Origin of the sequence: Streptomyces sp. NPDC008092 (assembly GCF_042957285.1) — a bacterium.
In the GTDB taxonomy this organism is placed as follows: domain Bacteria; phylum Actinomycetota; class Actinomycetes; order Streptomycetales; family Streptomycetaceae; genus Streptomyces.
This window is the reverse complement of record NZ_JBIBHY010000007.1, coordinates 63030-89023: the sequence shown is the minus strand read 5'-3', so window position 1 is coordinate 89023 and position 25994 is coordinate 63030. Positions and strand designations below refer to the sequence as shown.

Annotated in this window: 30 protein-coding genes; 14 read left to right on the top strand and 16 right to left on the bottom strand. The window is 72.6% G+C overall.

All coding sequences use genetic code 11. The features are described 5' to 3' along the window. Positions 1-49: 49 nt before the first annotated feature. Entirely contained in the window at positions 50-874 is an 825-nt protein-coding gene (locus tag ACFZB3_RS23430) for a helix-turn-helix domain-containing protein (protein WP_391378028.1), read from the top strand. Between the two features lie 306 nt (positions 875-1180). Then, on the top strand, positions 1181-1360 hold the full coding sequence (locus ACFZB3_RS23425) for a hypothetical protein (protein WP_362585333.1): 180 nt from the start codon (positions 1181-1183) through the stop codon (positions 1358-1360). A gap of 12 nt (positions 1361-1372) precedes the next feature. Here the strand turns inward: ACFZB3_RS23425 and ACFZB3_RS23420 are convergent, their stop codons facing one another. Next, entirely contained in the window at positions 1373-2113 is a 741-nt protein-coding gene (locus ACFZB3_RS23420; RefSeq protein WP_391378025.1) for an SDR family oxidoreductase, read from the bottom strand. 83 nt (positions 2114-2196) lie between these two features. After that, positions 2197-3054, bottom strand: a complete 858-nt coding sequence (locus ACFZB3_RS23415; protein WP_391378023.1) for a phosphotransferase — start codon at positions 3052-3054, stop codon at positions 2197-2199. 257 nt (positions 3055-3311) lie between these two features. Between ACFZB3_RS23415 and ACFZB3_RS23410 the strand changes: the two genes are divergently transcribed. Both ACFZB3_RS23410 and lnt read left to right on the top strand, forming a co-directional pair. Then, positions 3312-3797 (top strand): nuclear transport factor 2 family protein, encoded by a 486-nt coding sequence (locus ACFZB3_RS23410; RefSeq protein WP_391378021.1) that lies wholly within the window; start codon positions 3312-3314, stop codon positions 3795-3797. A 76-nt stretch (positions 3798-3873) separates the two neighbouring features. Further along, entirely contained in the window at positions 3874-5448 is a 1575-nt protein-coding gene (gene lnt, locus ACFZB3_RS23405; RefSeq protein ID WP_391378019.1) for an apolipoprotein N-acyltransferase, read from the top strand. Here the strand turns inward: lnt and ACFZB3_RS23400 are convergent. After that, positions 5366-6277: a Gfo/Idh/MocA family oxidoreductase gene (locus ACFZB3_RS23400; protein WP_391378017.1), complete on the bottom strand. Its 912-nt coding sequence runs from the start codon at positions 6275-6277 to the stop codon at positions 5366-5368. The genes lnt and ACFZB3_RS23400 overlap by 83 nt on opposite strands. Positions 6278-6382: 105 nt before the next feature. Here ACFZB3_RS23400 and ACFZB3_RS23395 point away from each other — a divergent pair, with 105 nt between their 5' ends. Next, positions 6383-6895 (top strand): DUF664 domain-containing protein, encoded by a 513-nt coding sequence (locus ACFZB3_RS23395; protein ID WP_391378015.1) that lies wholly within the window; start codon positions 6383-6385, stop codon positions 6893-6895. Positions 6896-7007: 112 nt separating this feature from the next. Then, entirely contained in the window at positions 7008-7481 is a 474-nt protein-coding gene (locus ACFZB3_RS23390; RefSeq protein ID WP_391378013.1) for a hypothetical protein, read from the top strand. 15 nt (positions 7482-7496) lie between these two features. On the opposite strand, the gene ACFZB3_RS23385 is transcribed toward ACFZB3_RS23390, so the two are convergent. From ACFZB3_RS23385 to ACFZB3_RS23355, 7 genes are all read right to left on the bottom strand, one after another. Then, positions 7497-7997 carry a hypothetical protein gene (locus ACFZB3_RS23385; protein WP_391378012.1) on the bottom strand — a complete coding sequence of 167 codons (501 nt, stop codon included), beginning with the start codon at positions 7995-7997 and terminating at the stop codon, positions 7497-7499. Between the two features lie 193 nt (positions 7998-8190). Beyond that, on the bottom strand, positions 8191-8877 hold the full coding sequence (ung, locus tag ACFZB3_RS23380) for a uracil-DNA glycosylase (RefSeq protein WP_391378010.1): 687 nt from the start codon (positions 8875-8877) through the stop codon (positions 8191-8193). A gap of 93 nt (positions 8878-8970) precedes the next feature. Then, positions 8971-10548, bottom strand: coding sequence for an ABC transporter substrate-binding protein (locus tag ACFZB3_RS23375; protein ID WP_391378008.1), 1578 nt, complete (start codon positions 10546-10548; stop codon positions 8971-8973). A 211-nt stretch (positions 10549-10759) separates the two neighbouring features. After that, the gene (locus tag ACFZB3_RS23370) at positions 10760-11521 is read right to left on the bottom strand and encodes a glucose 1-dehydrogenase (protein ID WP_391378006.1); all 762 of its coding nucleotides are present in this window, start codon (positions 11519-11521) and stop codon (positions 10760-10762) included. Positions 11522-11552: 31 nt separating this feature from the next. Next, a complete protein-coding gene (gene fabG / locus ACFZB3_RS23365; RefSeq protein ID WP_089105586.1) occupies positions 11553-12314 on the bottom strand; it encodes a 3-oxoacyl-ACP reductase FabG in 762 nt (253 codons plus the stop codon). A gap of 137 nt (positions 12315-12451) precedes the next feature. Then, positions 12452-12868, bottom strand: coding sequence for a DUF3037 domain-containing protein (locus ACFZB3_RS23360; RefSeq protein ID WP_391378852.1), 417 nt, complete (start codon positions 12866-12868; stop codon positions 12452-12454). Positions 12869-12897: 29 nt separating this feature from the next. Continuing rightward, positions 12898-13662, bottom strand: a complete 765-nt coding sequence (locus ACFZB3_RS23355; RefSeq protein WP_391378004.1) for a HipA family kinase — start codon at positions 13660-13662, stop codon at positions 12898-12900. A 242-nt stretch (positions 13663-13904) separates the two neighbouring features. On the opposite strand from ACFZB3_RS23355, the gene ACFZB3_RS23350 reads away from it, so the two are divergent. Further along, entirely contained in the window at positions 13905-14705 is an 801-nt protein-coding gene (locus ACFZB3_RS23350; protein WP_391378002.1) for a helix-turn-helix domain-containing protein, read from the top strand. 317 nt (positions 14706-15022) lie between these two features. After that, positions 15023-15523: a Rieske 2Fe-2S domain-containing protein gene (locus tag ACFZB3_RS23345; protein WP_391378000.1), complete on the top strand. Its 501-nt coding sequence runs from the start codon at positions 15023-15025 to the stop codon at positions 15521-15523. Positions 15524-15526: 3 nt separating this feature from the next. Here the strand turns inward: ACFZB3_RS23345 and ACFZB3_RS23340 are convergent, their stop codons facing one another. Next, positions 15527-16174, bottom strand: coding sequence for an isochorismatase family protein (locus ACFZB3_RS23340; RefSeq protein WP_391377998.1), 648 nt, complete (start codon positions 16172-16174; stop codon positions 15527-15529). 89 nt (positions 16175-16263) lie between these two features. Here ACFZB3_RS23340 and ACFZB3_RS23335 point away from each other — a divergent pair, with 89 nt between their 5' ends. Further along, complete coding sequence (locus ACFZB3_RS23335; RefSeq protein WP_293994619.1) at positions 16264-16731, top strand: pyridoxamine 5'-phosphate oxidase family protein; 468 nt, start codon at positions 16264-16266, stop codon at positions 16729-16731. A gap of 21 nt (positions 16732-16752) precedes the next feature. Here ACFZB3_RS23335 and ACFZB3_RS23330 read toward each other — a convergent pair whose 3' ends face one another. Then, a complete protein-coding gene (locus ACFZB3_RS23330; RefSeq protein WP_391377995.1) occupies positions 16753-17655 on the bottom strand; it encodes a LysR substrate-binding domain-containing protein in 903 nt (300 codons plus the stop codon). 74 nt (positions 17656-17729) lie between these two features. Between ACFZB3_RS23330 and ACFZB3_RS23325 the strand changes: the two genes are divergently transcribed. Beyond that, the gene (locus ACFZB3_RS23325; RefSeq protein ID WP_391377993.1) at positions 17730-18674 is read left to right on the top strand and encodes an EamA family transporter; all 945 of its coding nucleotides are present in this window, start codon (positions 17730-17732) and stop codon (positions 18672-18674) included. Between the two features lie 160 nt (positions 18675-18834). On the opposite strand, the gene ACFZB3_RS23320 is transcribed toward ACFZB3_RS23325, so the two are convergent. Then, positions 18835-20163, bottom strand: a complete 1329-nt coding sequence (locus tag ACFZB3_RS23320) for an aminotransferase class I/II-fold pyridoxal phosphate-dependent enzyme (RefSeq protein ID WP_391377991.1) — start codon at positions 20161-20163, stop codon at positions 18835-18837. Between the two features lie 36 nt (positions 20164-20199). On the opposite strand from ACFZB3_RS23320, the gene ACFZB3_RS23315 reads away from it, so the two are divergent. Further along, positions 20200-20889: a pyridoxamine 5'-phosphate oxidase family protein gene (locus tag ACFZB3_RS23315; protein ID WP_391377989.1), complete on the top strand. Its 690-nt coding sequence runs from the start codon at positions 20200-20202 to the stop codon at positions 20887-20889. A 109-nt stretch (positions 20890-20998) separates the two neighbouring features. On the opposite strand, the gene ACFZB3_RS23310 is transcribed toward ACFZB3_RS23315, so the two are convergent. Both ACFZB3_RS23310 and ACFZB3_RS23305 read right to left on the bottom strand, forming a co-directional pair. After that, positions 20999-21976, bottom strand: a complete 978-nt coding sequence (locus ACFZB3_RS23310; RefSeq protein ID WP_391377987.1) for an EamA family transporter — start codon at positions 21974-21976, stop codon at positions 20999-21001. Positions 21977-22022: 46 nt separating this feature from the next. Next, complete coding sequence (locus tag ACFZB3_RS23305) at positions 22023-22646, bottom strand: Clp protease N-terminal domain-containing protein (RefSeq protein ID WP_391377985.1); 624 nt, start codon at positions 22644-22646, stop codon at positions 22023-22025. Positions 22647-22846: 200 nt separating this feature from the next. Between ACFZB3_RS23305 and ACFZB3_RS23300 the strand changes: the two genes are divergently transcribed. Next, positions 22847-23038 (top strand): hypothetical protein, encoded by a 192-nt coding sequence (locus ACFZB3_RS23300; protein WP_391377983.1) that lies wholly within the window; start codon positions 22847-22849, stop codon positions 23036-23038. A gap of 114 nt (positions 23039-23152) precedes the next feature. Then, positions 23153-23581 carry an SRPBCC family protein gene (locus tag ACFZB3_RS23295; protein WP_089105600.1) on the top strand — a complete coding sequence of 143 codons (429 nt, stop codon included), beginning with the start codon at positions 23153-23155 and terminating at the stop codon, positions 23579-23581. Positions 23582-23659: 78 nt separating this feature from the next. Here the strand turns inward: ACFZB3_RS23295 and ACFZB3_RS23290 are convergent, their stop codons facing one another. Further along, positions 23660-24295, bottom strand: a complete 636-nt coding sequence (locus tag ACFZB3_RS23290) for a helix-turn-helix transcriptional regulator (protein ID WP_391377981.1) — start codon at positions 24293-24295, stop codon at positions 23660-23662. A gap of 190 nt (positions 24296-24485) precedes the next feature. Between ACFZB3_RS23290 and argG the strand changes: the two genes are divergently transcribed. Continuing rightward, positions 24486-25934 carry an argininosuccinate synthase gene (argG, locus tag ACFZB3_RS23285; protein WP_361299571.1) on the top strand — a complete coding sequence of 483 codons (1449 nt, stop codon included), beginning with the start codon at positions 24486-24488 and terminating at the stop codon, positions 25932-25934. Positions 25935-25994 lie beyond the last annotated feature (60 nt).

Genomic DNA, 25994 nt, shown 5'->3' with positions numbered 1-25994 from the left:
GGGGTGACAGGACCAGGCACGGGCGCGGTGGCCGCATTACGGTGGCGGGATGACCGACGAACCGAACCTGCTGGGCTCGTACGTGCGCGCCCGCCGCGAGCTGGTCACGCCGGAACAGGCCGGCATCCCCGCGCTGGGGACACGGCGGGTGCCGGGCCTGCGCCGGGAGGAGGTCGCGATGCTGGCGGGCATCAGCGCCGACTACTACCTGCGCCTGGAACAGGGCCGCGACCGCAACCCCTCCGTGCAGGTCCTGGAGTCCCTCGCGCGCGTGCTGCGGCTCGACGAGGACGCGACGGCGTATCTGCTCCGCCTCGGCAGCGCCCGGCCCCGCCGGCGGCGGCGCCGGGCCCGGAAGGAGACCGTCCCGCCGGGCGTCGCCCAACTCGTCGTCGCTCTCCCGCTGCCCGCGCTGGTCGAGGGCCGGTACTTCGACGTCCTCGCCGTCAACGCCCTCGCGACCGCGCTGTCACCGCGCTTCTCGGTCGGCGCCAACCGGCTCCGGGACATCTTCCTCGACCCCGCCGAGCAGGCCCTCCACCCCGGCTGGGAGCAGGCAGGTGCCGGCATGGTCGCCGGGTTCCGGCGCTCCGTCGGGACCGACACGGACGACCCGCGCGTCATCGACCTCGTCGGTGAACTCTCCCTCGCCAGCCCGCACTTCAGCCGTCTCTGGGCCCGCCACGACGTGGCGTCCTGCGACGGCGCGGCCAAGGTCGTCGACCACCCCCAGGTCGGCCGGCTGCGGTTGAACCGCGAGCGGCTGAGCGTCAGCGGGGCGGCGGGGCAGACGCTCGTCGTCTACCACCCGGACCCGGGCAGCGGCAGCGCCGAGAAGCTCGCGCTGCTCGCCTCGGCGCTGCCGACGGGGTGACGGCGAGGGGACAACGAGGGGGCAGTGAGAGGTCGGTGAGGGGGCGGCCAGGCGACCACGGCCGGGCGCCGCATCTCGGCCAACCCCCGACTGCCCTCGTACTCCAGGGGTTTGGGGCCGTCGCACCCGCTCCGGCAAGGGCGAAGTCCTGCACAGGGGCACCCGGGCCGGTGGGAGCCGGGACGAGCCGCCTGGCAAATGCCAAGGCGTGGCCACCCGCCCGCCGTATCGCCCGTGACCAACCCCATACGGTCTGCGTAGTGGCCCGGTAGCGCACGGTCAGTTCTTGCCCCTACGCTGTTTCTCATGTCCCCCGATTCCCGAACCCCTGGTTCCGTGCGGTCTGCTGCCGAGGTCAACGAGCACATCCGGGCGCTGTGGCTGCGTGCGGGCGGAACTCTGTCGGCCCAGGAGCGGGCGGAGTACGAACTGCTGGTGGTCGAGTGGGCCGCGGCGATCCGCGAGCAGATCATCGAGGCGGCCTGACCGGCCGGGGGTTCAGCGGCCGCCGGAGACGCGCAGCACCGTGCCGGTCGTGTAGGAGGCCTCGGGCGACAGCAGCCAGGCGATCGCGGCGGCGATCTCCCCGGGCCGGCCGGCGCGGCCCAACGGCGTGGTGAGACCGACCCGTTCGGCCCGGCCGGGGTCGCCCATCGCCGCGTGGATCTCCGTTTCGATCACGCCGGGTGCCACGGCGTTGACGCGCACGCCGTCGGGGCCCAGTTCCTTGGCGAGGCCCACGGTGAGGGCGTCGACGGCCGCCTTGGTCGCCGCGTAGTGGACGTACTCGCCGGGGCTGCCGAGGGTGGCCGCCGCCGAGGACACGTTCACGATCGCGCCGCTCCCCCGTGCCGCCATCAGCCGGGCGGCACGGCGTGAACACAGCAGCGTGCCCAGCAGGTTGACCTCCACCACCCGGCGGAGATCCGCGGTCGCCGCGTCGGCCAGCCGCCCGAACGGCCCGGTCACGGCGGCGTTGTTCACCAGCCCTGTGACGGCCCCCAGCTCCCGCTCCGCCGCGTCGAACAGCCCCTCCACCTCGGCCTCCACGGAGGTGTCCACCCGGACGACGGCACAGCGCGCCCCGGCCTTGCGCACCTCCTCCGCGACCGCCTCGGCGGCGTCCCCGTCCCGGACGTAGCCGATCACCACGTCGTGCCCGTCGGCCGCGAGCCGCAGACTGGTGGCCGCGCCGATTCCCCGGCTGCCGCCGGTGACCACCGTGACGGGACGTGCCATCGCAGACCTCCTCGGACCGACCGGACGACGATCTTACGGCCACGCGGGCGCGAGTACCGGCCCGCACCGGCCCGCACCGGCTCTCAGCGCCGGATCTCCGGGCCGTTGCGATCAAGTGCCGCCCGGATCCGGCCGAGCCACTCCGTGCCCAGCCGGCGCCCGTCGGGGAGCTGGTCGTCCTTGTCCCAGCGCCATGCGGTGATCATCGCGAGCACGAGGATCCGGCACTGGCGCAGCAGCTCCCGGTCGGCCCCCGGACAGTGCTCGCCGACTTCTTCGGGTGCGTGCGCGAGGTCGAATTCGACCGGTCCACGGCAGCACGTCTCGAAGTCGATGAAGAGCAGCCCGTTCTCCGTGGCGAGCACGTTGCCCGGGTGCGGCTCGCCGTGCAGCAACTGCTCGGCGCCGCCGCCGCGCTCGCCGACCGCCCGTCCCAGGCTTCGGAGCGTGTCGCCGAGCAGTTCCCGGTCCGCGTCGGCGAGCGCCGGCGTACGGTCGCGGTCCGCGACGAGTCGCCGGGCCCGCTCGACGCGGTCCGTGAAGTGCGGCGCCGGGACGTCGATCTCGCGCAGGCCGGCATGCAGCCGCTCCAGTGCCCGGGCGTAGTCGGCCGCCGGGACCTCGCGAGGCGGGGCCGGGGGTTCGTAGTAGGTCCACAGCGTGACCTCGAAGCCGTCACGCTCGTGGACGCCCGGCTCCACTCTCGGTTCGAGCGCAGCCACCGGGCACCCGGACGCGGCGAGCCGCCGGGCAAGCTCCATCTCGAACCGTGCGACCTGATGCGCCACGGGCGCCACCCGGGCCAGGACGTCGCACGGCAGCAGCCGCACGGTGAGCTTGTTGGAGTCCTGGAGAACGACCGCGTCGTCGGCGGTCAGGCCGAGCGACACGGCGACCGAGACGGCCGCGGCCACTGCGCGCCGGGCCTCCGAAGGCTGCATCGTCCCCTGGCCCCTTTCCCCGCCCGGTGCCACGACACCCCGGGCGGTGCGATCCGCGCACCCTACCAATCCGGCCCGGGGGTGCGGGGCCGGGCCGTGTCCACCGGCCCGACGAGGTGGCCACGGATGCGGAACTCGGTTTCCTGTTCGACGGACTGACTGTTCATGAGGCCGGGGCCGGGGGCGGTCGGCTCGAACATCACCGAATATCGCCCGTGCCCCTTGGCTCCGCCCGCCCCGTGCCCAACACTGAGCCGATGACGCAGCGCGTGGAGCTCGCGACCGTGATGGACCGGCTGGCCGTGGACGAGATGGTCACCGAGTACGCGGTGGCCGTCGACGACGGTGACTGGACGGCGTACCGGAGGCTGTTCACGGCGGACGGGCGGGCCGACTACCGCTCCGCCGGGGGGATCGAGGGCGATGCCGGGCAGGTGGCCGGGTGGCTCGCGGAGAACCTGACCCTCTTCGAGATGCGGCAGCATCTGATCGTCAACCGCCTGGTGCGGTTCGGGATCCTGGACCACGACACCGGCGACACCGCCCACCTGCAGGCCGACTACGTCAACCCGATGCGCTTCGCCGGCGGCGACGGCACCTCCTCCGCCCCGGACTTCGTGTGCGGCGGCCGCTACTCGTTCGCGTTCCTGCGCACCGGGGACGGCTGGCGGCTGCGTCAGGTGGTCGTCGAGGAGCGGTGGCGCCGGCTGCCGGACCCGCGTGCGGTGGCCGTGTCCGACTGAGCCCGCGCCCGTGCCCCCTGTCGGGGATCCCGCCCGGTCCCGCACACTGGAAGGACCCGCGGTCAGGAGGCGATGGATGAGGACCGTCGAGCGCTGGCTCACCTCCCCCTGGCGGCGTTCCTGCGCCGGGGCGCTGGCGGGCGCGCTGCCGGTGCTGGCCTTTCCGGCGCCGTCGCTGTGGTGGTTCGCGTACGTCGCGCTGGTGCCGTGGCTGCTGCTGGCGCGCTCGGCGCCGACCGGGCGGCGGGCGGCGTACGACGGCTGGTGCGGCGGGTTCGGGTTCATGGTCGCCGTGCACCACTGGCTGCTGCCGAGCCTGCACGTCTTCATCTTCCTGATCGCCGGGCTGCTGAGCGTGTTCTGGGCGCCATGGGGCTGGGTGACGCGCCGGCTGCTGGGCGGGGTGCCGTCGCCGGGGCGGGCCGCGGCCGCGGTGCTGGTGCTGCCGTCGGGCTGGCTGATGGTGGAGCTGGTGCGGTCCTGGCAGGGGCTCGGCGGGCCGTGGGGCATGCTCGGCGCGACCCAGTGGCAGGTGACACCGGCGCTGCGGCTGGCCTCGGTCGGCGGGGTGTGGCTGCTGAGCTTCCTGGTGGTGGCCGTCAACGTGGCGGTGGCCGTGCTGCTGGCCGTGCGGGAGGCCCGCCTGCCCGCGGTGGCCTCGCTGGTGGCGACGGCCGCCGCGACCTCGGCGGCCTGGATGTGGTCACCGCGCCCGGACGTCGACGGCCACGTCCGGATCGCCGTCGTACAGCCCGGCATCGTCGACGGCACCGACAGCGGCGTCCGGCGCTTCGACCGCGAGGAGCAGCTGACCCGGCAGCTGGCCGGGCAGCATCCCGATCTGATCGTCTGGGGCGAGAGCAGTGTCGGGTACGACCTCGGGGACCGGCCCGATCTCGCGCGGCGGATCGCGGCCCTCTCCCGGGAGACCGGCGCGGACATCCTGGTCAACGTCGACGCCCGGCGCTCCGACCGGCCCGGTATCTACAAGAGCTCCCTACTGGTCGGCGCCGACGGCCCGACCGGCGACCGGTACGACAAGATGCGCCTGGTGCCGTTCGGGGAGTACATACCGGCCCGCTCCCTGCTCGGCTGGGCCACCTCGGTCGGCAAGGCGGCCGGCGAGGACCGGCGGCGCGGCACCGAGCAGGTGGTGATGGACGTCGGCCACGGACTGCGGATCGGCCCGATGATCTGCTTCGAGACGGCGTTCCCCGACATGAGCCGGCATCTCGCCCAGGACGGCGCGCAGGTGCTGATCGGCCAGACGTCGACCTCTTCGTTCCAGGACAGCTGGGCCCCCGAGCAGCACGCCTCGCTGGCCGCGCTCCGGGCCGCCGAGACCGGCCGCACGATGGTCCACGCCACCCTGACCGGGGTCTCCGCGGTGTACGGCCCGGGCGGCGAGCGCATCGGCTCCTGGCTCGGCACCGACGCGAGCACCGCACAGGTCTACGAGGTGCCGATCGCCCGCGGGGTCACCCCGTTCGTGCGGTACGGCGACTGGCCGGTGGACGGCGCGCTGCTGGTGCTGGCCGCGTACTGCCTGGCCGAGGGGCTGCGGACGGTCAGGCTGCGCCGGAGTGCCGCCGAACCTCTCGTACCACCTGCTCGCACAGCTCATGGGTCGCCAGTGCGTCCCGGGCGCTGAGCACCTTCCGGGCGCGGACGGCGTCGAGGAAGGCGAGTACGGCCTGTTCGATGCCGCGCTGCCGGGCCACCGGCACCCAGTCGCCGCGCCGCCGGACCGTCGGCTGGCCCTTGTGGTCGATGACCTCGGCGAGGTTGAGGACCTGGCGCTTGGTGTCCTGGCCGGAGACCTCCAGGATCTCCTCGGCCGAGCCGCTGAGCCTGTTCATCACGCCGAGCGCGGTGAAGCCGTCCCCGGCGAGCTGGAGGACGACGTGGTGCAGCAGGCCGTCGGCGACCCGGGCACGGACGGTCACGTCGTCGACCGGTCCCGGGGCGAGGAAGCGCAGGGTGTCGACGACGTGGATGAAGTCGTCGAGGATCATGGTGCGGGGTTCCTCGGGGAGCCCGATGCGGTTCTTCTGCATCAGGATCAGCTCGCGCGGGTGGTCGGCGCACTGCACGTAGCCGGGGGCGTGGCGCCGGTTGAAGCCGACGAAGAGCGACACGTTCCGCGCCTCGGCGAGCGCCACGAGCCGCTCGGAGTCGGCGAGCCGGTAGGCGAGGGGCTTGTCGACGTACGTGGGTACGCCCGCCTCCAGCAGCCGGGCGACGATCTCGGGATGGGCGACCGTGGCCGCGTGCACGAAGGCGGCGTCGAGATCCTGGGCGAGGAGGTCGTCGAGGGTCGCGTGCCGGCGGCCGGCGGGCAGGTGCAGGCTGTCGGCGATCCGGTCGAGGGTGGCGGGGGTGCGGGTCTGCAGGTGGAGTTCGAGCCCGGGTTGCGTGGCCAGCACCGGCAGGTACGCCTTCTGCGCGATGTCGCCGAGTCCGATGCAGCCGACCTTCACTGACGCTCCCCTTGGTTGCCTGCGGTTGCCCGCGCGTGCCTGAAGGGCAGGATACGGGCCGATAATCCGTGGTGGGATCGGCCGGGGTGGGCCAGGATGCCGGACATGACGACCGAACGCCGCGCACCCGACGTCGACGCCGACGAACGCACCATGCTGGAAGGCTGGTTGGAGTTCCACCGAGAGACCCTCGCGGTGAAGTGCGAGGGCCTGACCGACGCCCAGCTGCGGACCGCCTCCGTGGAGCCGTCCCCGCTGTCCCTGATGGGGCTGGTGCGGCACATGGCGGACGTGGAGCGGAACTGGTACCGCAGGATCCTCACCGGTGCGGAGGCGCCGCCGCTCTACTGGAGCGACGCGGACCCGGACGGCGATTTCCATCTCACCGAGGCGGACACCTGGCAGGAGGCGCACGCGGCCTGGCGGGCCGAGATCGAGGCCGCCCGGCACGCCGCGGCCGGCTTCGGCCTGGACGACCTCTCCAAGGGCCGCCACCGCCGTACCGGCGAGCAGTTCAACCTGCGCTGGATCCACACCCACATGATCGAGGAGTACGCCCGGCACAACGGCCACGCCGACCTGATCCGGGAGCGGATCGACGGCGCGACCGGCGACTGACGTCAGCCCGGCACCCGTCCGTCCCCCGTAGGGGGCACGAGATCACCCGTGCGGGGCACGAAAGTCCTGTCGGCGGTGTCAACCTCCGGGCCGACCCAGCAGAGTTGCGCGGGTGCATCGAACGACGACCACCGCAGCGCTCCTGGTCACCGTGACCGTCTCGGCCCTCTCCGGCTGTGTGACGGTCCAGCGCCCAGGGGTGCCCGGCCCGCCTCCGGGTACGGCGAGCACGCTGCCCTCGGTGCCCCGCCCGGACGGCAGCGCCGAGCCGCGGGTGGTGCAGGCGCCGGTCAAGGAGGCCCTGGAGATGGTCGGGCCGTCCCGCCCGGCCCACCGGGCCGCACCGGCCGCCTCCCACGCCCCGGCGCCCGCTCCCCCGGCCCAGCACCGCGCCCCGGCGGCCCCGCGCGCCGCTACCCCGCACCCCCACGCCGTGCCCCGGTCGCGGAGCCCGCAGGCCGGCCTTCCCGGCCTCTCCCCCTCCGTCCCGAAGACCCCGGACGTGTGCGCCCTGGGCAAGCAGTACGGCGGCTGGGACGCGGACAGCCCGCAGGCGCGGATCTGCGAACAGACGTACGGGCGTTGAGCCGTCGGCGCGGCCCTACTCGGGCCGCTGCCGTGGCGGGCCCCAGGAGTCGGCGCCCGGGTCGCCGTCGTCCCCGAGCCGTAGTTCCAGGCGGCTGATCGCGGCCCGGACCCCGTCGCCGTACCCGTCGTCGCCGAGTGCGGCGGCCGCGCCGCGGGCCCGGTGCAGGTGGCTGCGGGCGGCCTCGGCACGGCCGAGCTTCACGTAGTCGGCGGCGAGGTTCAGGTGCAGGGAGGGGTAGAAGCCGCGCAGTTGCCCGTCTCCCTCAGCCTCGTCCGCCGCGGACAACGCCCGCAGGTCCCAGGCGAGTTCGTCGGACGGGTCGTCCTGGGTGTCGGCCAGGTAGTGGGCCAGGGTGCACCGGTGCAGCGGCTCGCCGTGCTCGCCGAGCTCCGCCCACAGGTCGAGCAGGCGCCGGCGGGCCTCCTCGCGGTCCCCGGCGTGGTGCAGCATCACGACCTGCCCGATCCGCGTGAGCACGGCGTCGGGTGCCGTCCGCTCCTGTCGCTCCACCACTAGGCCCTCCGGGCTGGTAAGCCGTTGTGTGGTGCCGACGGTAAACGGCGCCGTCAGTTTTTCTTGTCAGGCGGCGCCGTTGGACCGCAGGTCCGGTGGTCGACTTGCCGGCCGGTGGGGGTTGATCGCGCAGTTCCTCGCGCCCCAGGGGGTTGCCCCCCCCGGCCGGCTTCGAGGCGCCCTCTGTATGTGCTCAGCCCAGGTCGGGGATCCGCCAGTCGATCGGCTCGTGGCCCTGGGCCGCCACCGCCTCGTCGATCTGGGTGAAGGGGCGGGAGCCGAAGAACTTCTTCGCGGAGAGCGGGGACGGGTGCGCGCCCTGGATCACCACGTGCCGGGTCTCGTCGATCAGCCGGAGCTTCTTCTGCGCGTAACCGCCCCAGAGGACGAAGACGGCCGGGTCGGGACGCTCGGCGACCGCACGGATCACCGCGTCCGTGAACTTCTCCCAGCCCTTGTTCTTGTGCGAGTTGGCCTCACCGGCACGGACCGTGAGGACCGCGTTGAGCAGCAGCACGCCCTGCCGCGCCCACGGCATCAGGTAGCCGTTGTCGGGCACGGACTCCCAGCCCAGCTCCTCGCGCATCTCCTTGTAGATGTTCCGCAGGGACGGCGGGATCCGCACGCCGGGGCGGACGGAGAAGCACAGTCCGTGGCCCTGGCCCTCGCCGTGGTAGGGATCCTGGCCGAGGACGAACACCTTGACCTGGTCGAACGGCGTCGCCTCCAGCGCGGCGAAGACCTCCTCCCGCGGCGGGTAGACGGGGCCCTTCGCCCGCTCCTCCTCGACGAACTCGGTCAGCTCCTTGAAGTAGGGCTGCTGCAGCTCGTCGCCCAGAACCCCGCGCCAGGACTCGGGCAGCATGGCGGTGTCGGTCACGTCAACGTCCTCACGAATTGCGGTCACTTGCAGTTCCTGCTGATACCGAAAAACCTACAGGCGACCACTGACAACCGGTGCCGGACGGCGGTTTCACCAGCTGGTCTTGCGGTGCAGCTCCCACATCATCATGATCGTCGACGGGTCGAGGGCCTTCTCGCCGCCCGAGATGTCGTCGCTGGCCGCGACGTACTGCCGGCCCTGCCACAGCGGGATCAGCCGGGCGTCGTTGACGAGGATCTGCTGGGCCTCCTCGAAGTCCTTGACGACCTCGCCGCGGTCGCTCTCGCCGCGGGAGTGCGGCAGCAGCTTGCCGGTGATCACGGGGGACGGGTAGGGCGTGCCGAGGGCGTTCTGCTCGCCGACGAAGGGGGCGATGAAGTTGTCGGCGTCGGGGAAGTCCGGGAACCAGCCGCGGCCGAACACCGGGTACTCGCCCTTCTGGTAGCCGACGACGTAGGTCTTCCAGGGCCGGCTCTTGAGGGTGATGGTGAACAGCCCGGAGTCGTCGAGCTGCTGCTTGAGCTCCTGGAACATCTGGCCGGTCTCGGAGCCGTAGCGGTCGGTGGTGTACCAGAAGGTGAGCGGGACCCGCCGGGTGATGCCGGCGTCGGCGAGGATCTTGTGGGCCTTGGAGGTGCTGGGGTCGCCGTAGTCGTCGAAGAAGCCGGTGGTGTGGCCGGTCAGGCCCGCCGGGACCATGGAGTACAGCGGGTCGACGGTGTCCTTGTAGACGGTGTGGGCGATGGCGGCCCGGTCGACGAGCTGGGCGACGGCCCTGCGCACCGCGGGCAGCTTGGCCCACGGGTCCTCGGGGTTGAACACCAGGTAGCTGATGTCGGTGCCGGTGCCGTCGAGCAGCTGCAGGTCGGTGCTGCGGTGCGCCTGCAGGGCGACGATGTCGGAGGCGGCGAGACCGCGGTAGGTGACGTCGATGTCCCCGGAGCGCAGGGCCTTGACCATGGTGGCCGAGTCCTGGAAGTAACGGATGGTCACCGCGTCGTTCTGGCGCTGCGCGAAGCCCTGGTAGTTGTCGTTGCGGACCAGCTCGGCGCGCTTGCCGTCCGTGTACGACTTGAGGGTGTACGGCCCGGAGCCGTGCACGGAGGCGTCCTTGCGCAACGAGTGGGCGGGGTAGTCGTCGGGGTCGACGACGGACATGGCCGGGGTGGCGAGCACGAACGGGAAGGTGGCGTCCGCCTTGTTGAGGTGGAAGACCACCTCGCGGTCACCGGTGGTCTCCACCCGGTCGAGGCTGCCGAGCAGTCCGGCCGGGCCGCTGGGCGCGTTGATGCTGCGGATCCGGTCGATGGAGTACTTGACGGCCGCGGCGTCGAGCTTGTCGCCGTCGGCGAACTTCAGCCCGGAGCGTAGTTCGCAGCGGTAGGTGCGGTCGCCCGAGTCCGTGAAGGCGCACTTCTGCGCGGCGTCGGGCTGCGGGGTGGTGGCACCGTCGGGGTAGGCGAGCAGGGTCTGGTAGATGTTCCGGAACAGCTCCCAGGAGCCGTCCCACGATCCCGCCGGGTCGAGGGTGCTGGGGGCACTGGTCGTACCGACGACGATCGGCCCGCTGTTGCCCGCGCTGCTGCCGGAGAGCACCCCGCACCCGGCCACGAGGGAGATGGACGCGACAGCGGCGACTCTTCGCAGGCCTCGGTTGCGGTTGAACACGCGCTCGCTCCTCGATCCGCCATACCAGGGGTCGGCGGCAGACCTTACCGCAGCGTTGCGCGCCTTGAAGCACCCCGGAAACACGGGCGTTGATCGAATGTGCTATGACGACGTTGTCATCCGACTGTGCGGATCTCGTACGACCGCGGGGGCGCCGTTTTCCTCACACATGCGGCAAATATCTGTGACGAAAACGACGCCCGAGGGTCCGTCAGGCCATGCCTGCGTTCAGGAAGATGCCGCCGTCGACGACGAGCGTCTGGCCGGTGATCCAGTCGGACTGCTCCGAGGTGAGGAACGCGGCGGCGCCGCCGATGTCGGAGGGCACGCCGAGCCGCTTGAGCGGGTAGCCCGCGGCGGCCTCCGCCTCCCGGCCCTCGTACAGGGCCTCGGCGAACTTGGTCTTGACGACCGCGGGGGCGATCGCGTTGACCCGGACGCCGGGGGCGAACTCGTGCGCCAGCTGCTGGGTCAGGTTGATCATCGCGGCCTTGCTGATGCCGTACGCGCCTATGAACGGCGAGGCCGACAGACCGGCGACGGAGGCGATGTTGACGATGGCGCCGCCGTTGTCCTTCTGCCAGGCGTGCCAGGTCTTCTGGGCGAAGCCGAGGGCGGAGACCACGTTGGTCTCGAACACCTTGCGGGCCACGTCCAGGTCGACGTCGGCGATCGGGCCGAAGACCGGGTTGGTGCCGGCGTTGTTGACCAGGTAGTCGACGCGGCCGAAGGCCGCCATGGTGCGCTCGACGACCTCGCTCTGGTGGGCCAGGTCGTGCGCCTTGCCGGCGATGCCGATGACGCGCTCGGCGCCGAGGCTCTCGACGGCCTCCTTGAGCGCCTCCTCGTTGCGGCCGGTGATGGCGACGCGGTCGCCGCGGGCGACCAGCGCCTCGGCGACGCCGTAGCCGATGCCGCGGCTCGCGCCGGTGATGACGGCGACCTTGCCGGACAGCTCGGGCAGTTCAGTCATGTCAGTGTTCCCCAGGTTCCCCGGTGTGCTGCTAGTCGAGCGGTCCGCCGGCCACGTACAGGACCTGGCCGGAGACGAAGCCGGCGGCCTCGTTCGTGAAGAAGGCGATGGCGTTGGCGATGTCCTCGGGCTCGCCGACGCGCTGCACGGGGATCTGGGTGGCGGCGGCGGCCTTGAACTCCTCGAAGCCCATCTTCACGCGCTCGGCGGTGGCCTTGGTCATCTCGGTGGCGATGAAGCCGGGGGCGACGGCGTTGGCGGTGATGCCGAACTTGCCGAGCTCGATGGCGAGGGTCTTGGTGAAGCCCTGCAGACCGGCCTTGGCGGCGGAGTAGTTGGCCTGGCCGCGGTTGCCGAGCGCCGAGGAGGAGGACAGGTTGACGACCCGGCCCCAGCCGGCCTCGACCATGTGCTGCTGGACCGCCTTGGTCATCAGGAAGGAGCCGCGCAGGTGCACGTTGAGGACCGTGTCCCAGTCGGACGCGGACATCTTGAACAGCAGGTTGTCGCGGAGCACGCCGGCGTTGTTGACCAGGATGGTCGGGGCGCCCAGCTCCTCGACGACCCGCGCGATCGCGGCGGCGACCTGGGCCTCGTCGGAGACGTCCGCGCCGACCGCGATCGCCTTGCCGCCGGCCGCGGTGATCTTCTCGACGGTGTCCTTGCAGGCGGCCTCGTCGAGGTCGATCACGGCGACCGCGCGGCCCTCGGCGGCCAGTCGTACGGCGGTGGCGGCGCCGATGCCACGTGCGGCACCGGTGACGACGGCCACCCGCTGCTCAGTGCTGGACATTGCTGTTTCTCCTCGCCCTTGAGAACGCCTGATCGAGAGCCCGGCCGGCTGGTGAGCGACCGCTTAGTACCTTCGACAGACGTGACGCTAGAAGCCCTGGCACGCGGTGTCAACGTCACGCCGCGCAGTGTGATCCATTACCTCACCAGGAGGTCCACCAACCGCTCCGTCTCGGCGGCCGGGTCGCGGGTGAGCCCGGTGTGCACGGGTCCCGGCTGGACGACGGTGGAGCGGGGCGCGACCAGCCAGCGGAAGCGCCGCCCCGGGTCGTCCCCGGCCGCGTGCCCCGCCGCCGCCCCGCCCGCGCAGACACCCTCCACCGCCCCGAGCGCGGCCCGTACCCCGGCGACGTCCGCGTCCGGGTCCAGGGCCAGCAGCCGGGCCTCGTCGAGGTGGGTGCGGGCGCCGACGTAGCCCTTGGCCCGGCAGTACACGAGCACCCCGGCGTTGATGCACTCGCCGCGTTCCACCCGGGGTACGACGCGCAGCAGGGCGTACTCGAAGACGTCCCGGTCGCCGCCCTGGCCGGTCCGGGTGATGTGGCGCTCGGTCATGTGTCCGGCCACGTTGATGTGGGTCTCGCTCACTTGGCCCCCTCGATGCCGGTGATGCGTTCGTGGATGACGGCGGCCCGGGCGAGCAGCGGCCGCGCGTAGGTGCGCCGCAGGTCGTCGGGGGTGTCGAAACCGGGCTCGGCGGCGAGCCAGACGTCCGGGATCTCGGCGGTGACCTCGGCGAGCAGTTCCTCGGTGACCCGGGGCGCCAACTCGGCGGCGGCCGCCCGGACGTCGGGGCCGAACCCGCTCAGCGCGTGGTCGGCGGCGTCGTACGGGCGGGCCGCGGACGCCTCCGCCGACGGCCAGTTGTGCTGCCAGATCATGGTGGCGCCGTGGTCGATGAGCCACAGGTCGCCGCGGTGGACCAGCAGGTTGGGGTTGCGCCAGGAGCGGTCGACGTTGTTGACCAGCGCGTCGAACCAGACGATCCGCCCGGCCTCCTCGGGGCTCACCGCGAAGGCGAGCGGGTCGAAGCCGAGGGCGCCGGAGAGGAAGTCCATGCCGAGGTTGGTGCCGCCGCTGCCCCGCAGCAGGTCCTGCACCTGCTGCTCGGGTTCGCCGAGCCCCAGCACCGGATCCAGCTCGACGGTGACCAGCCGGGGCATCCGGAACCCGAGCCGGCGCGCGAGTTCACCGCAGAGGACCTCGGCGACCAGCGTCTTGCGGCCCTGCCCCGCGCCGGTGAACTTCAGGACGTACGTGCCGAGGTCGTCGGCCTCGACGAGCCCCGGCAGCGAACCGCCCTCCCGCAGGGGCGTGATGTAGCGGGTCGCGGTGACTTCTCGCAGCATTTTCCCAGGCCATCCAGCTTCTCAACCAGGCAGTCGGCGACCGGGGGTGACCTCCGGCGCGAAGTGAGCATAGTAACCGAGCGTGACAGCGGGCGAGGTGCGCCCCGGCCCCGCACCGAGGTCACCGTACGGCCCCGCCATGCGGCCGCCGCATACCACCTGTTCCCAACTCTCGTTGGCGTCATGGTCACGGAGGCTCCTACGGTGAGGGGTGGAACCACCGTCCAGGAGGAGTTCGGCCCATGGCAGACCTGGTCCAGCGCGGCGAACTGGGCGCCTTTCTCCGCGCCCGGCGGGAGGCGACCGACCCGGCGGCGGCAGGCTTCCGGTCCGGGCCGCGGCGCCGTAGCCCGGGGCTGCGCCGCGAGGAACTGGCGCAGCTCGCCGGGCTGAGCGTCACCTGGTACACGTGGCTCGAACAGGGCCGCGACATCAGCGTGAGCAGGCAGGTCGTCGAAAGCCTGGCCCGTGCGCTGCGGCTCTCCGGGCCGCAGCGCACGCACCTGTTCACCCTGGCCGCCCTGGTGCCGCCGCCCGCGGGCCCCGGGCCCGTGCAGGTCGATCCCCTCCTCGAACGGCTGGTGCGGGAACTGTCCCCCAGGCCCGCCTACGTGACGAACCCGTGGTGGGACCTGCTGGCCTACAACGACGCGTACGCCGAGCTGCTCGGCGGCCTCGACCGGCGTGCGGCGGACGAGCGCAACATCCTCTGGATCACCTTCACCGAGTCGCGGGGGCCGGGACTGTTCGTCGACTGGCCCGGCGAGGCACGCTCCCTCGCCGGCCAGTTGCGGGTGGCGCTCGCCCGGTATCCCGACGATCCGCGCGGCCCCGAGCTGCTGGAGTCGCTGCTGGACGCCTCCGACGTGTTCCGTGCGCTGTGGGACGAGCGGAGCGTCAGCGGCTTCGCCTCCGCCCGGAAGGAGTTGCGGCACCCGCGGCTCGGACGTGTCGACCTGGAACAGCTGAGACTGGCGGACGCCCGTGACGAAAAGCTGTCGCTCATGGTCTTCCTGCCTGCCGGAAAGGACGAATCCGGGTAAACAGGTCCGGGCAGGAAGCAGGCCGGATCGTGACCGGAGCCGGCGTCTTCGACGGCGGTCTCGGCCGCCTCGCGGACCGGCCGTCCCCGGCGGGCCAGGTCACGGCGCCCTTCCGCCCGGCCCGTCCGGTGCGCCGGCGCCGAGGGCCGGCGGCCCGGCTTCGGCGCAGGTCAAGACCGACAGCGAACCGACAGCGCGGTTTTACCGAAGCCTCATGTCCAGGTGGTCACTATCTGGATGCCGTCTGAACAGGTGGTGCCCGAAGACCGTACCCCTGGACGGATCAACGAGAAGCTCCGCGGAAGGGAACCCCTCACATGACCAGCGCACCGCTCAACCCCTCGGCCAACCCGGCTCGCCGCACCGTGATGGCGGCGGCCGGAGCCGCAGGGCTCGCCGCCGCGCTGACCGCCTGCGGGTCGTCGGACGACTCGTCGTCCAGCACGACCACCACGAACGGCAACGCGGGCGGTGGCTCCACCACCCAGGACAGCAACGGCTCGGCCGGCGGCTCCACGGCCGCGGCCGGTGGCACCGCGCTCGCCAAGACCACGGACATCCCGGAGGGCGGCGGCACGATCTACAAGGACCAGGCCGTGGTCGTCACCCAGCCGACGTCGGGTACGTACAAGGCGTTCTCGACGAAGTGCCCGCACGCCGGCTGCGCGGTGACCAGCGTCGCCTCCGGCGAGATCGTCTGCCCGTGTCACGGCAGCAAGTTCGCCATAGCGGACGGCAGCGTGAAGCAGGGCCCGGCGACCACGGGTCTGACGGCGGCCAACATCACGGTCTCCGGCGACCAGATCTCGCTGGCCTGATCCTCAGGACCGCCGGCGCGGTTGTTTGAGGCAGCCGAGCACCTCGTCCGTGGTCGCGACCGTGGCGACCAACGCGAGGGTGTTGCGGACCATCGCGGGGGTGTACTCGGAGGGCACTCCCGCGACGGCGTCGGCCGGGACGACGGCCGTGTAGCCCCGGTTGACCGCGTCGAACACCGTGTTCGGGATGGCCACGTTGGCCGAGACACCGGTGACGACCAGGGTGCGGCAGCCGAGGTTGCGCAGCAGGGGGTCGACGTCGGTGCCCTGGATCGGCGACAGGCCGTGCAGCCGTCGTACGACGAGGTCCTCCTCCGAGACCTCGATGGGGGGCGCGACGCGGACCGCCGTGGTGCCGGAGAGCTGCTGGACGGGCAGCCGTTCGGCGGCGCGGAACAGGCGGGCGTTGCGGTTGGCGCCGCGGCCGTCCGGGCGGCGTTCGGCGACCGCGTGGATCACCTGGACGCCGGTGTCGTGCGCCGCGGCGACCAGCCGGGCGATGTTGCCGAGAGCGCCCGACGCCCGTGCCTCACGGGCGAGTTCGGGCAGGGCGCTCTCCGGGCCCAGCACGCCCTGCTGGCACTCGACGGTGAGCAGCACGGTGCTCGCGGGGTCGAGGAGTTCCGCGAGCCGTTCGTACGACGATGCCATGACGCCCCCTTCCGCCTTGGTGCGGGGCGGGTGACACTAACCGCCATCGCGCGGGAACGGAAGAAGAGACAGCAGAAGTAGGGGGCCGCATGACCGTCACTCAGCGCCGGGGCCGGAAGATCATGATGACGCCCGGTGAGCTGGACGAGTTCCTCACCACACAACGCACCTGCCGGGTCGCGACCGTCTCGGCGTCCGGCGCCCCGCACGTGAGCGCCCTGTGGTTCGCCTGGGACGGCACGTCCCTGTGGCTCTACTCGGTGGTGCGCAGCCAGCGCTGGAAGGACCTCAGCCGCGATCCGCGGGTGGCGGTCGTCGTCGACTCCGGTGAGGAGTACGACCAGTTGCGCGGCGTCGAGCTGAGGGGGACCGTCGAGTTCGTGGGCGAGGTCCCGCGCACCGGCGAACTGGTCGCCGAACTCGACTACATCGAGACGGTGTTCGCCCGCAAGAACTTCGGCCTGGACGAGATGCCGCACGACGGCCGGCACGCCTGGGCGCGGCTCACCCCGACGAAGACCGCCTCCTGGGACTTCCGCAAGCTCGGCTCCGCGTAGGGCTGTTCGGGGAGGACCGGTTCAGGCGATCGCCTCGGCCGCGCCGCGCAGCTCCTGCACCGCCGCCCGGATCGAGGGGCGGCGGTCGGCGTCGGCCCGCCAGACGACGTACACATGGCGGCGCACCCGCTGCTTCAGCGGCACCATGACCACGCCGTCCGGCACCGGGTGACGGCCCAGCAGCGGGGCGATGCAGACGCCCAGCCCGGCCGCGACCAGGTTGAGCTGTGTGTGGGTCTCGGCCGCGCGGTGTCCGACGATGGGCTCGATGCCGCGTGAGCGGAGCGTGAACATCAGCCATTCGTGGCAGAACTCGCCCTCGCCCCAGGTGATCCACTCGTCCTCGGCGAACTCCCCCAAATCCACCTCCTCGCGGTCGGCGAGCCGGTGCCCGGCCGGCAGCGCCACCTCGGCGGGGTCGTCCAGCAGCGGCGCCTTGACCAGCCCGTCGGGCACCGGCATCGGCTTGTTGTACCAGTCCAGGACGACGGCGAGGTCGAGGTCGCCGCGGACGACCCCGGCGACGCCGTTCTCCGGTTCCAGTTCGCTGGAGCGGACGCGCAGCGCGGGGTGCCGGGTGCGCAGGGCGGCCAGTGCGGTCGGGAAGAGGCCACGGGCGGCCGTCGGGAACGCGGACAGCCGGAGCTCCCCGACGACCTGGCCCCGGTGTGCCTCCAGGTCGGACTGGGCCAGCTCGACCTGGGAGAGGATCCGGGCCGCGTGCTCGGCGAGCAGCCGCCCGGCGTCGGTGAGCCGGATGCCCCGGCCGTTCTTGGCGAGGAGCTGCTGGTCCACCTCGCGTTCCAGCTTGCCCATCTGCTGCGACACCGCCGACGTCGTGACGTGCAGGGCCTCGGCGGCGCCGCTGACCGAGCCGTGCCGGGCGAGGGCGTCGAGGGTGCGCAGGCGCTCCAGGTTCAACATGTAAGCGATTCTAAGAGGTACCCGGCGGGAAGTCTCGATTGTGCTACGAGGTCGCTTCCCTCATCGTGGAGGTCATGAGCACCGTGACCACCGCCGCGACCAGCGAGCCGACGCTTGCCGACGCCCCTTCCCGCCCCCGCCTCGACTGGCGTCTGCGCTTCGGCGCCCTCTCGCTGATCTGGGGCTTCAGCTTCCTCTTCATCAAGGTGGGGACGGAGGGCTACGCACCGTTCCAGGTCACGCTGGGCAGGCTGGTGTTCGGTACGGCGGTCCTGGCGGCGGCGATGGCCGTGAAGCGGCAGCGGCTGCCGCGCGGGGCCCGCACCTGGGGGCATCTGGCGGTCGCCGCGTTCCTGCTCAACGCGCTGCCGTTCTCCCTCTTCGCCTACGCGGAGCTGACGATCCCGTCCACGCTGGCCGGGATCTGCAACGCGACCTCGCCGCTGTGGGGGATGGTGCTGTCGCTGGTGGCCCTGTCGGAGGACCGCCCGACGCGGGTCCGGTTCGCCGGACTGGGCCTGGGGTTCATCGGTGTCCTGACGGTGCTGGGCGCCTGGGAGGGTTTCCACGGCCTGGACGTCACGGGGACCGTCATGGCGCTGCTTGCCTCGCTGAGCTATCCGATCGGCTGGATCTACGTCCGGCGGACGCTGGCCGGGACGGGTGACCCGCATCTGGCGATGACCGGCGCGCAGCTGCTGCTGGCGACGGCGCAACTGGCCGTGGTGACACCCCTGTTCACGTCGTTCCCGGCGCGCTTCGCCCCGGTCCCGCTGCTGGCGATCGCCGCGCTCGGCGCGCTGGGGACGGGGCTGGCCGTGCTCGTCCAGTACGGGCTGGTGGCGGAGGTGGGGCCGACCACCGCCCAGATGGTCACGTACTTCATCCCGGTCATCGCCGCCGCGGCGGGGGTCGCGGTGCTGGGCGAGTCGCTGCGCTGGAGCACGCCGGTGGGCGCGGCGGTCGTGCTGGCGGGGGCCGCACTGACGCAGGTTCGGCCGAAGAGGCGTGCGTCCTGAGGCACATGGGCGGGTGCGGGTGGTGGTGGGCCGGTCGCGTGGTTCCCCGGGCCTCTTTCAGGGGCGTCAGCCCAGGCGTCCCCTTCAGGGGCGCGGGGAACCGCGCGACCAGCCACGACGGCGCCGCGGACGGCACATCGCGGCACTTCCAGCGGAGCGCTCACGCCTGGATCCGGCCCTTCGCCGGCGCCACCGCTCTCGCCACCGCCGCCGCCAGCGGACCGGCCTCCCCGGGTGTCAGCGTCGAGACGGTGACGCGGACGGCCGGCGGGGACGACAACCGGTAGCGCGCCCCCGGCGCCACCGCCCACCCTTCGAGCAGCAGGCGGGACACCGCGGCCGTCTCGTCCGGCACCGGGACCCACACGTTCATGCCGCTGCGCCCGTGCGCCTCGACGCCGTGGTCCGCGAGCGCGCCGACGAGGAGGTCGCGGCGGGCCCGGTAGGTCGCCGCGACCTCCGCGCCGTTCACCGCGCCGTCGGCCCACATCCGGACCACCGTGCGCTGCAGCAGCCGGCTCACCCAGCCCGGGCCCAGGCGCTGGCGCCCCCGCACCCGGTCGACCGTTACCTCGTCGCCGGTCAGGGTGGCCAGGCGCAGGTCGGGGCCGTAGGCCTTGGCGACCGAGCGGACGAAGGCCCAGTGGTGGGTGACGCCGGCCAGGGGGTGCAGGGGGAGGTCGACGATGCCGTGGCCGTGGTCGTCCTCGATCAGCAGGGTGTGCGGGTGTGCGCGCAGGACGGCCCGCAGGGCACGCGCGCGTGCGGCGCTCACGGCGGCGCCGGTGGGGTTGTGCGCCCGGGCGGTGACGATCAGGGCGCGCGCGCCGGACTCCAGGGCCCGGCGCAGGGCGTCGGCGCGCGGCCCCTCGTCGTCGACGGCCACCGGGACGGTGCGCAGCCCCAGCGCGGGGATCAGGTCGAGGGTGCGGCCCCAGCCGGGATCCTCGACGGCGACCTGGTCACCGGGCTTGAGGTGCGCCAGCAGGACGCGTTCGGCGGCGTCCAGGGAGCCGGAGGTGACGGTGAGCGGCCCCTCGGGCACGCCGTCGGCGGCCAGCTCGGCGCGCGCCATCCGTTCCAGCTGCGGCTCGACGGGGTCGGCGCCGTAGAGGACCGGGTCGCGGTCGCACTCCTCCGCCACCGCGGCCAGCACCGGCGCGAGGGCGGGGAGCAGGGCGGGGTCGGGGTTGCCGGAGGACAGGTCGCGCACTCCGGCCGGGACGTCGGGAAGCTGGTCCCGGCCGGTGGTGGCCGGCTTCGGCCGGACCCGGCTGCCCCGACGGCCGGCGGTCTCGATGACCCCGCGCTCGCGCAGGGTGCGGTACGCGGCCGCGACCGTGTTGGGATTCACCCCGAGCCTGCTCGCCAACTCCCGCATCGGGGGGAGCAGTTGCCCCGGTTCCAGCGACCCGGCACCCACCGCGCGCTCGACGCTGGCCGCAATCTCTGCTGCGCCGCGCCCTTCGATCGGATATTCTCCTAGCACAAACGACATTATGCACTAGTGCAATGGAGAAACGCAATGGAGACAGCCGTACAGGGGACCGTCCCGGCCCAGCCCGCCGCCTACCCGAGAACCGACCGCAACGTCCCCACCCGTTCCGCCGAGCGGGCGTCGTACGACAGGGAACTGGTGCACGCGATCCTCGACGAGGGCTACCTCTGCCACCTCGGCTTCGTGCGCGACGGCGCGCCGGTGGTGCTGCCGACGCTGTACGGCCGGGTCGGCGAGGTCCTGTACCTGCACGGCTCGACGGGCTCGCGTCCGCTGCGGATGACCGGCCAGGCCGACCCCGGACTCGCGGTGTGCGTGACGGTCACCCATGTCGACGGCCTGGTGCTGGCCCGCTCGGCCTTCCACCACTCGGTCAACTACCGCTCCGTGGTGGTGCACGGCATCGCCCACCAGGTCACCGACCCCGAGGAGAAGCGCCGCGCGCTGGACGCCCTGGTCGACCACGTGGTGCCGGGCCGGTCCGCCGACTCCCGGCCCGCCGACAAGAAGGAACTGGCCGCGACGGCGGTGATCCGTCTCGACCTCGACGAGGTCTCCGCCAAGACCCGCACGGGCGGCGCGTACGACGAACCGGAGGACATGGGCCTCCCCCACTGGGCGGGCGTGCTGCCGCTGCGGAAGGGGTACGGCACTCCGGTGGCCAACGACGACCTGGCGGCAGACGTTCCGCTGCCGCCCTACCTGACGGGCGCCTGAGACGGGCCCCGACGGGGACCGACGCGCTCCTCCGGGAGCGCGAGCCCGCTCGGCAGCGCCCCGCAGGGGCGCTGGGGGCACCCCGGCCGAAGCGCTCAAGCCGAAGCGCTCAGGCCGAGGCGACCGGCTCCTTCGCCGTGCTCTGGCTCACCACCGACTCCGGCACCGGAGTCGAGGACTGCGCGATGAACGCGCCCAGCAGGACCACGGCTCCCCCCACCAGCTGCGGCACCGACAGCCGCTCCCCCAGCAGCACCCACGCCAGCACGGTCGCCACCACCGCCTCCAGGCAGGCCACCACCCCCGCCACCTGCGGAGACAGCCGCCGTACCGACACCACACCCGTGACGTACGCGACGACCGTGGCGACGAGCACGATCCACGCCAGCAGGACCGCCGCGGGCACGCCCACCCCGTTCATCCGCGCGGAGCCGCCCAGCACCGACCAGTCCATCTCCCACGGCCGGGCCACCACCGTGAGCAGGCCCGCCCCGACCAGCAGCCCGTAGGCGATCACCCCGAGCGGATCCGCCTCCTCGCCCCCGCCGCCCCCGCCGTGGTCGGCGAGCACGAAGTACCCCACCTGGCAGCATGCCGCGCCCAGCGCCAGCACCAGCCCCAGCGCGTCGAACCGCAGCCCCGACCAGACCTCCACCACACACGCGAGGCCGCCCGCCGCGAGGGCCACACCGAGCGCGGCGGCGCGGGTGACCGGCCGCCGCTGCACGAACCGGACCCAGCCCAGCACCAGCGCGGGGGCGAGGTACTCCACGAGCAGCGCCACCCCCACGGGTATCCGGGAGATGGCGGCGAAGTAGCAGGCCTGGACGCCCGCCACGGCGAGCAGGCCGAACCCGGCGAGCAGCGCAGGCCGGCGGCGCGGCAGGTCGCGGTGGCGGACGGCGAGCGGAAGCATCACCAGGGCGGCGCCCGCCACCCGCAGCCACACCACGTGCAGCGGTGCGAGCCCGGCCTCGATCAGGGGCTTTGCCGCGACGCCGGAGCCGCCGAAGGCGAGCGCCGACCCGAGGGCGAGGGAGAGCCCGAGGCCCTTTCCATGGCTGCTGTCAGTGGTGTGCACCGGCACATGATGCCAGCAGGCGACATGAGCGTCACCCCCTTTGGCACCTGTCTCAACGGCCGGACGTGCGGCGCTCCGCCTCGGCGTCCCGGACCGCGCCGGCCTGCCCGACCTGCCCTGCCTGCCCGACCGCTCCGTCGCCGTCTATCCGCACGGCCAGTCCACGGGCGGCCACCCCGGCCCGCTCCAGCACCTCCACGGCCCGGGACTCCGGGTCGAGGACCAGGCCCGCGAGCAGGTCGATGCCGTCGGGGTGGGCCGCGCCGCGGCGCCGGGCGCGGCTGCGGGCGTACTCCAGGGCGGCCGCGGCCACCGGCGACCAGGCGCCGTCGCCCCTGCCCTCGGCTCGCCGCCCGGCGTGCGCAAGGGCGGGCAGCGCGCCGGAGTCCTCGACCCCGCTCTGCCAGCGCAGGCCGTAGCCGATGCTGCGCTGCACGAGGTAGCCGAGCAGGCGGGCGAGCTGCGAAGTGTCACCGATGACGGAGCGGACCTCGGGGTCGTACTCGATCAGCGAGTGCAGCAGATGGGCGGTGTCGACCTGGCGGTCCCCGTCCCGCACGGCCCGGCGGCGGGCACCGGCGACCACCGCTGCCGACTCGGCACCGAGCCCGGCATCGTCGTCCGCGTGGATACTGCCCTGGTCCTGGGCGGGCTGGCGGGGAATACGGGGTTGCACACCCCCTACCCCATCAATTCCGGAGACCTGAGTCATCGGCGGGGGGAAGCATTTTCGCGTCCCACGCAGAGTGGACGCGGATGGCCGGAATCTCCTCCTTGCGGATGAGATCAGACCGATTCCGGCCACCGGGGCGCGCGCCGCCTTGCCGCGCGCCCCTCACGCAACCGTCGCGCACCCGCCGTACGTCTCCCACTGACGTGGAGAGCGGGTGCTGCTGGCTGGTCGCGCTGCCGGCGGTCGACGGCAGGCAGTACGTGTACCGGGTCTACGCCCCGGCGGACGCACTGCCCGCGGACCTGTTCTGGGACGCCTGGCACTGCCACGACGAGAGCACGCTGCCGCGCGCCTGGGACCTGTTCGACGCGGCGCTGATCCGCCGGGTCGGCTGAGCGGCCGGGGCGCCACCGGATCGGCACATTTCCTGACGGTTCATCAGTATTGAATGTTCGAGGCCCTGCGGCTACGTTCCGCGACACCGTAGCCCGACACGAAGGGGTGGCCCGATGGCCGAAGTCAGCGCGGAGGCACGCATCCAGGCACCAGCCGAGAAGGTGTGGGCACAGCTCACCGACTGGTCGGCGTACGGCGAGTGGAACGCGACCCACACCAACTTCCCCAAGGGCGGGCCCGAGACCCTGGCGGTGGGCGGCACCTTCCAGGAGAACATGAAGCTGATGGGCTTCCCGGCGGAGGTCGAGTGGACCATCGAGGAACTGGAGCCGGCGCGGGTGCTGGCGATCCGCGGCAAGGGCCCGATGGCGGTGACCGTCGCCACGCGCTACACGCTGACCCCGGACGGAGACGCGACAGGGGTGCGGATCGACGGCGAGTTCACGGGCGCGGCCGTGTCGCTGATGGCGGGCAAGCTCAAGGACTCGGCGACGGCGGCCCTCAACGAGTCGCTGCGCAAGCTGGGCGGCCTGGTGGCCTAACGGCCTGCCCGCGGACACGGAAGCGCGCCCCGCGGATCACTCCGCGGGGCGCGCCGGGTCCCGCCTCGCGCCCGAGGGTCAGTCCTCGTCGGCGAGGATGAGGTACAGCTTCTTGCGGGTCTCGTTGATGACGGCCAGCGCCTTCTCGCGCTGCTCCTTGCTGCCGGTCTTCCAGACCTGCCCGAAGGCCTCCATCAGGCCGAAGCCGGCCTGGCGGATCTCGCTCAGGGCCTCGAAGTCCACCCCGCGGGAAGCCTCTTCCCAGGGGGCGTCGGGGCCCTCGTCGGCGGCGGTACGGCCGCTGTCGGTGAGGGAGAACAGCTTCTTGCCGCCCTCGCTCTCGCTGGCGATCAGGCCCTCGTCCTCCAGCAGCTGCAGGGTCGGGTAGACCGAGCCGGGGCTCGGCTTCCACGCGCCGCCGCTGCGCTCGGCGATCTCCTGGATCATCTCGTAACCGTGCATCGGGCGGTCCTTCAGCAGGGCCAGGATCGAGGCCCGCACGTCACCGCGCCGCGCCCTCCCCCTGGGACCACCGCGCCCGCGCGGCCCCCAGTGACCCGGTCCGAAACCGGGCCCGCCGGGGCCGAAGCCGGGGCCACCCGGGCCGAAGGGCCCGAACGCCGCCCGCAGGCCGTCACGTCCACCGAAGCCGCCCCGCCCCTGCGGGCGAGGGCCGGCCTGACCATGTCCACGCTCGAATCCGTGGGAACGCATCTCAATCACTCCATCCATCGTTGATCTGTCGCGTATCTTTCGCGATGTCTCGACGATATATCGGAAGCGTTCGGATGGCAAGACCCTTCCCGACGGGTCCCGCCGGGCAAGGTCAGGGCACGGACCCCGCCGCCCGGGGCGACTCAACAGGGACGTTGCATGACCATGCGGTCTCATGCATAATCTTCCTATGTCCAAGGTCCTCACCTCCCTTCCCGCCGGCGAGCGCGTCGGCATCGCCTTCTCCGGTGGGCTCGACACCTCGGTCGCGGTCGCGTGGATGCGCGACAAGGGCGCCGTCCCGTGCACCTACACCGCCGACATCGGCCAGTACGACGAGCCCGACATCGCCTCGGTGCCCGGCCGTGCGCACACCTACGGCGCCGAGATCGCCCGTCTGGTGGACTGCCGGGCCGCGCTGGTCGAGGAGGGCCTCGCCGCGCTCACCTGCGGTGCGTTCCACATCCGCTCGGGCGGGCGGGCGTACTTCAACACCACCCCGCTCGGCCGTGCCGTCACCGGCACGCTGCTGGTGCGGGCCATGCTGGAGGACGACGTCCAGATCTGGGGCGACGGGTCGACCTTCAAGGGCAACGACATCGAGCGGTTCTACCGGTACGGGCTGCTCGCCAACCCGCACCTGCGGATCTACAAGCCCTGGCTGGACGCGGACTTCGTGACCGAGCTCGGCGGCCGCAAGGAGATGTCCGAGTGGCTGGTGGCCCACGGGCTGCCGTACCGGGACAGCACCGAGAAGGCGTACTCCACCGACGCCAACATCTGGGGCGCCACGCACGAGGCGAAGACCCTGGAGCACCTGGACAACGGCATCGAGACCGTCGAGCCGATCATGGGCGTGCGGTTCTGGGACCCCGAGGTCGAGATCCTGCCCGAGGACGTGACGATCGGCTTCGACCAGGGCCGACCGGTCACGATCAACGGCAAGGAGTTCGAGACCGCCGTCGAACTGGTCATGGAGGCCAACGCGATCGGCGGCCGGCACGGCCTCGGCATGTCCGACCAGATCGAGAACCGGATCATCGAGGCCAAGAGCCGGGGCATCTACGAGGCGCCCGGCATGGCGCTGCTGCACGCCGCCTACGAGCGGCTGGTCAACGCGATCCACAACGAGGACACGGTCGCGCAGTACCACAACGAAGGCCGGCGGCTCGGTCGGCTGATGTACGAGGGCCGGTGGCTGGACCCGCAGGCGCTGATGATCCGCGAGTCCCTGCAGCGGTGGGTCGGCGCGGCCGTCACCGGTGAGGTGACGCTGCGGCTGCGGCGCGGCGAGGACTACTCGATCCTCGACACGACGGGGCCGGCGTTCAGCTACCACCCCGACAAGCTGTCGATGGAGCGCACCGAGGACGCGGCGTTCGGTCCGGTGGACCGCATCGGCCAGCTGACCATGCGGAACCTCGACATCGCCGACTCCCGCGCGAAGCTGGAGCAGTACGCGGGGCTGGGCCTGATCGGCTCCGCCAACCCGGCGATCGGTGCGGCGCAGGCGGCGGCGACGGGCCTGATCGGCAGCATGCCGGAGGGCGGCGCCGAGGCGATCGCGTCCCGCGGGGAGGCCGCGACGGACGCCGACGAGCTGCTGGACCGGGCGGCGATGGAACTCGGCACGGACTGAGCGTTCCGCTCAGGGGGGCCGACTCGGCGACGGGTCGGCCCCTCTTCGTTGCCGGCGGCG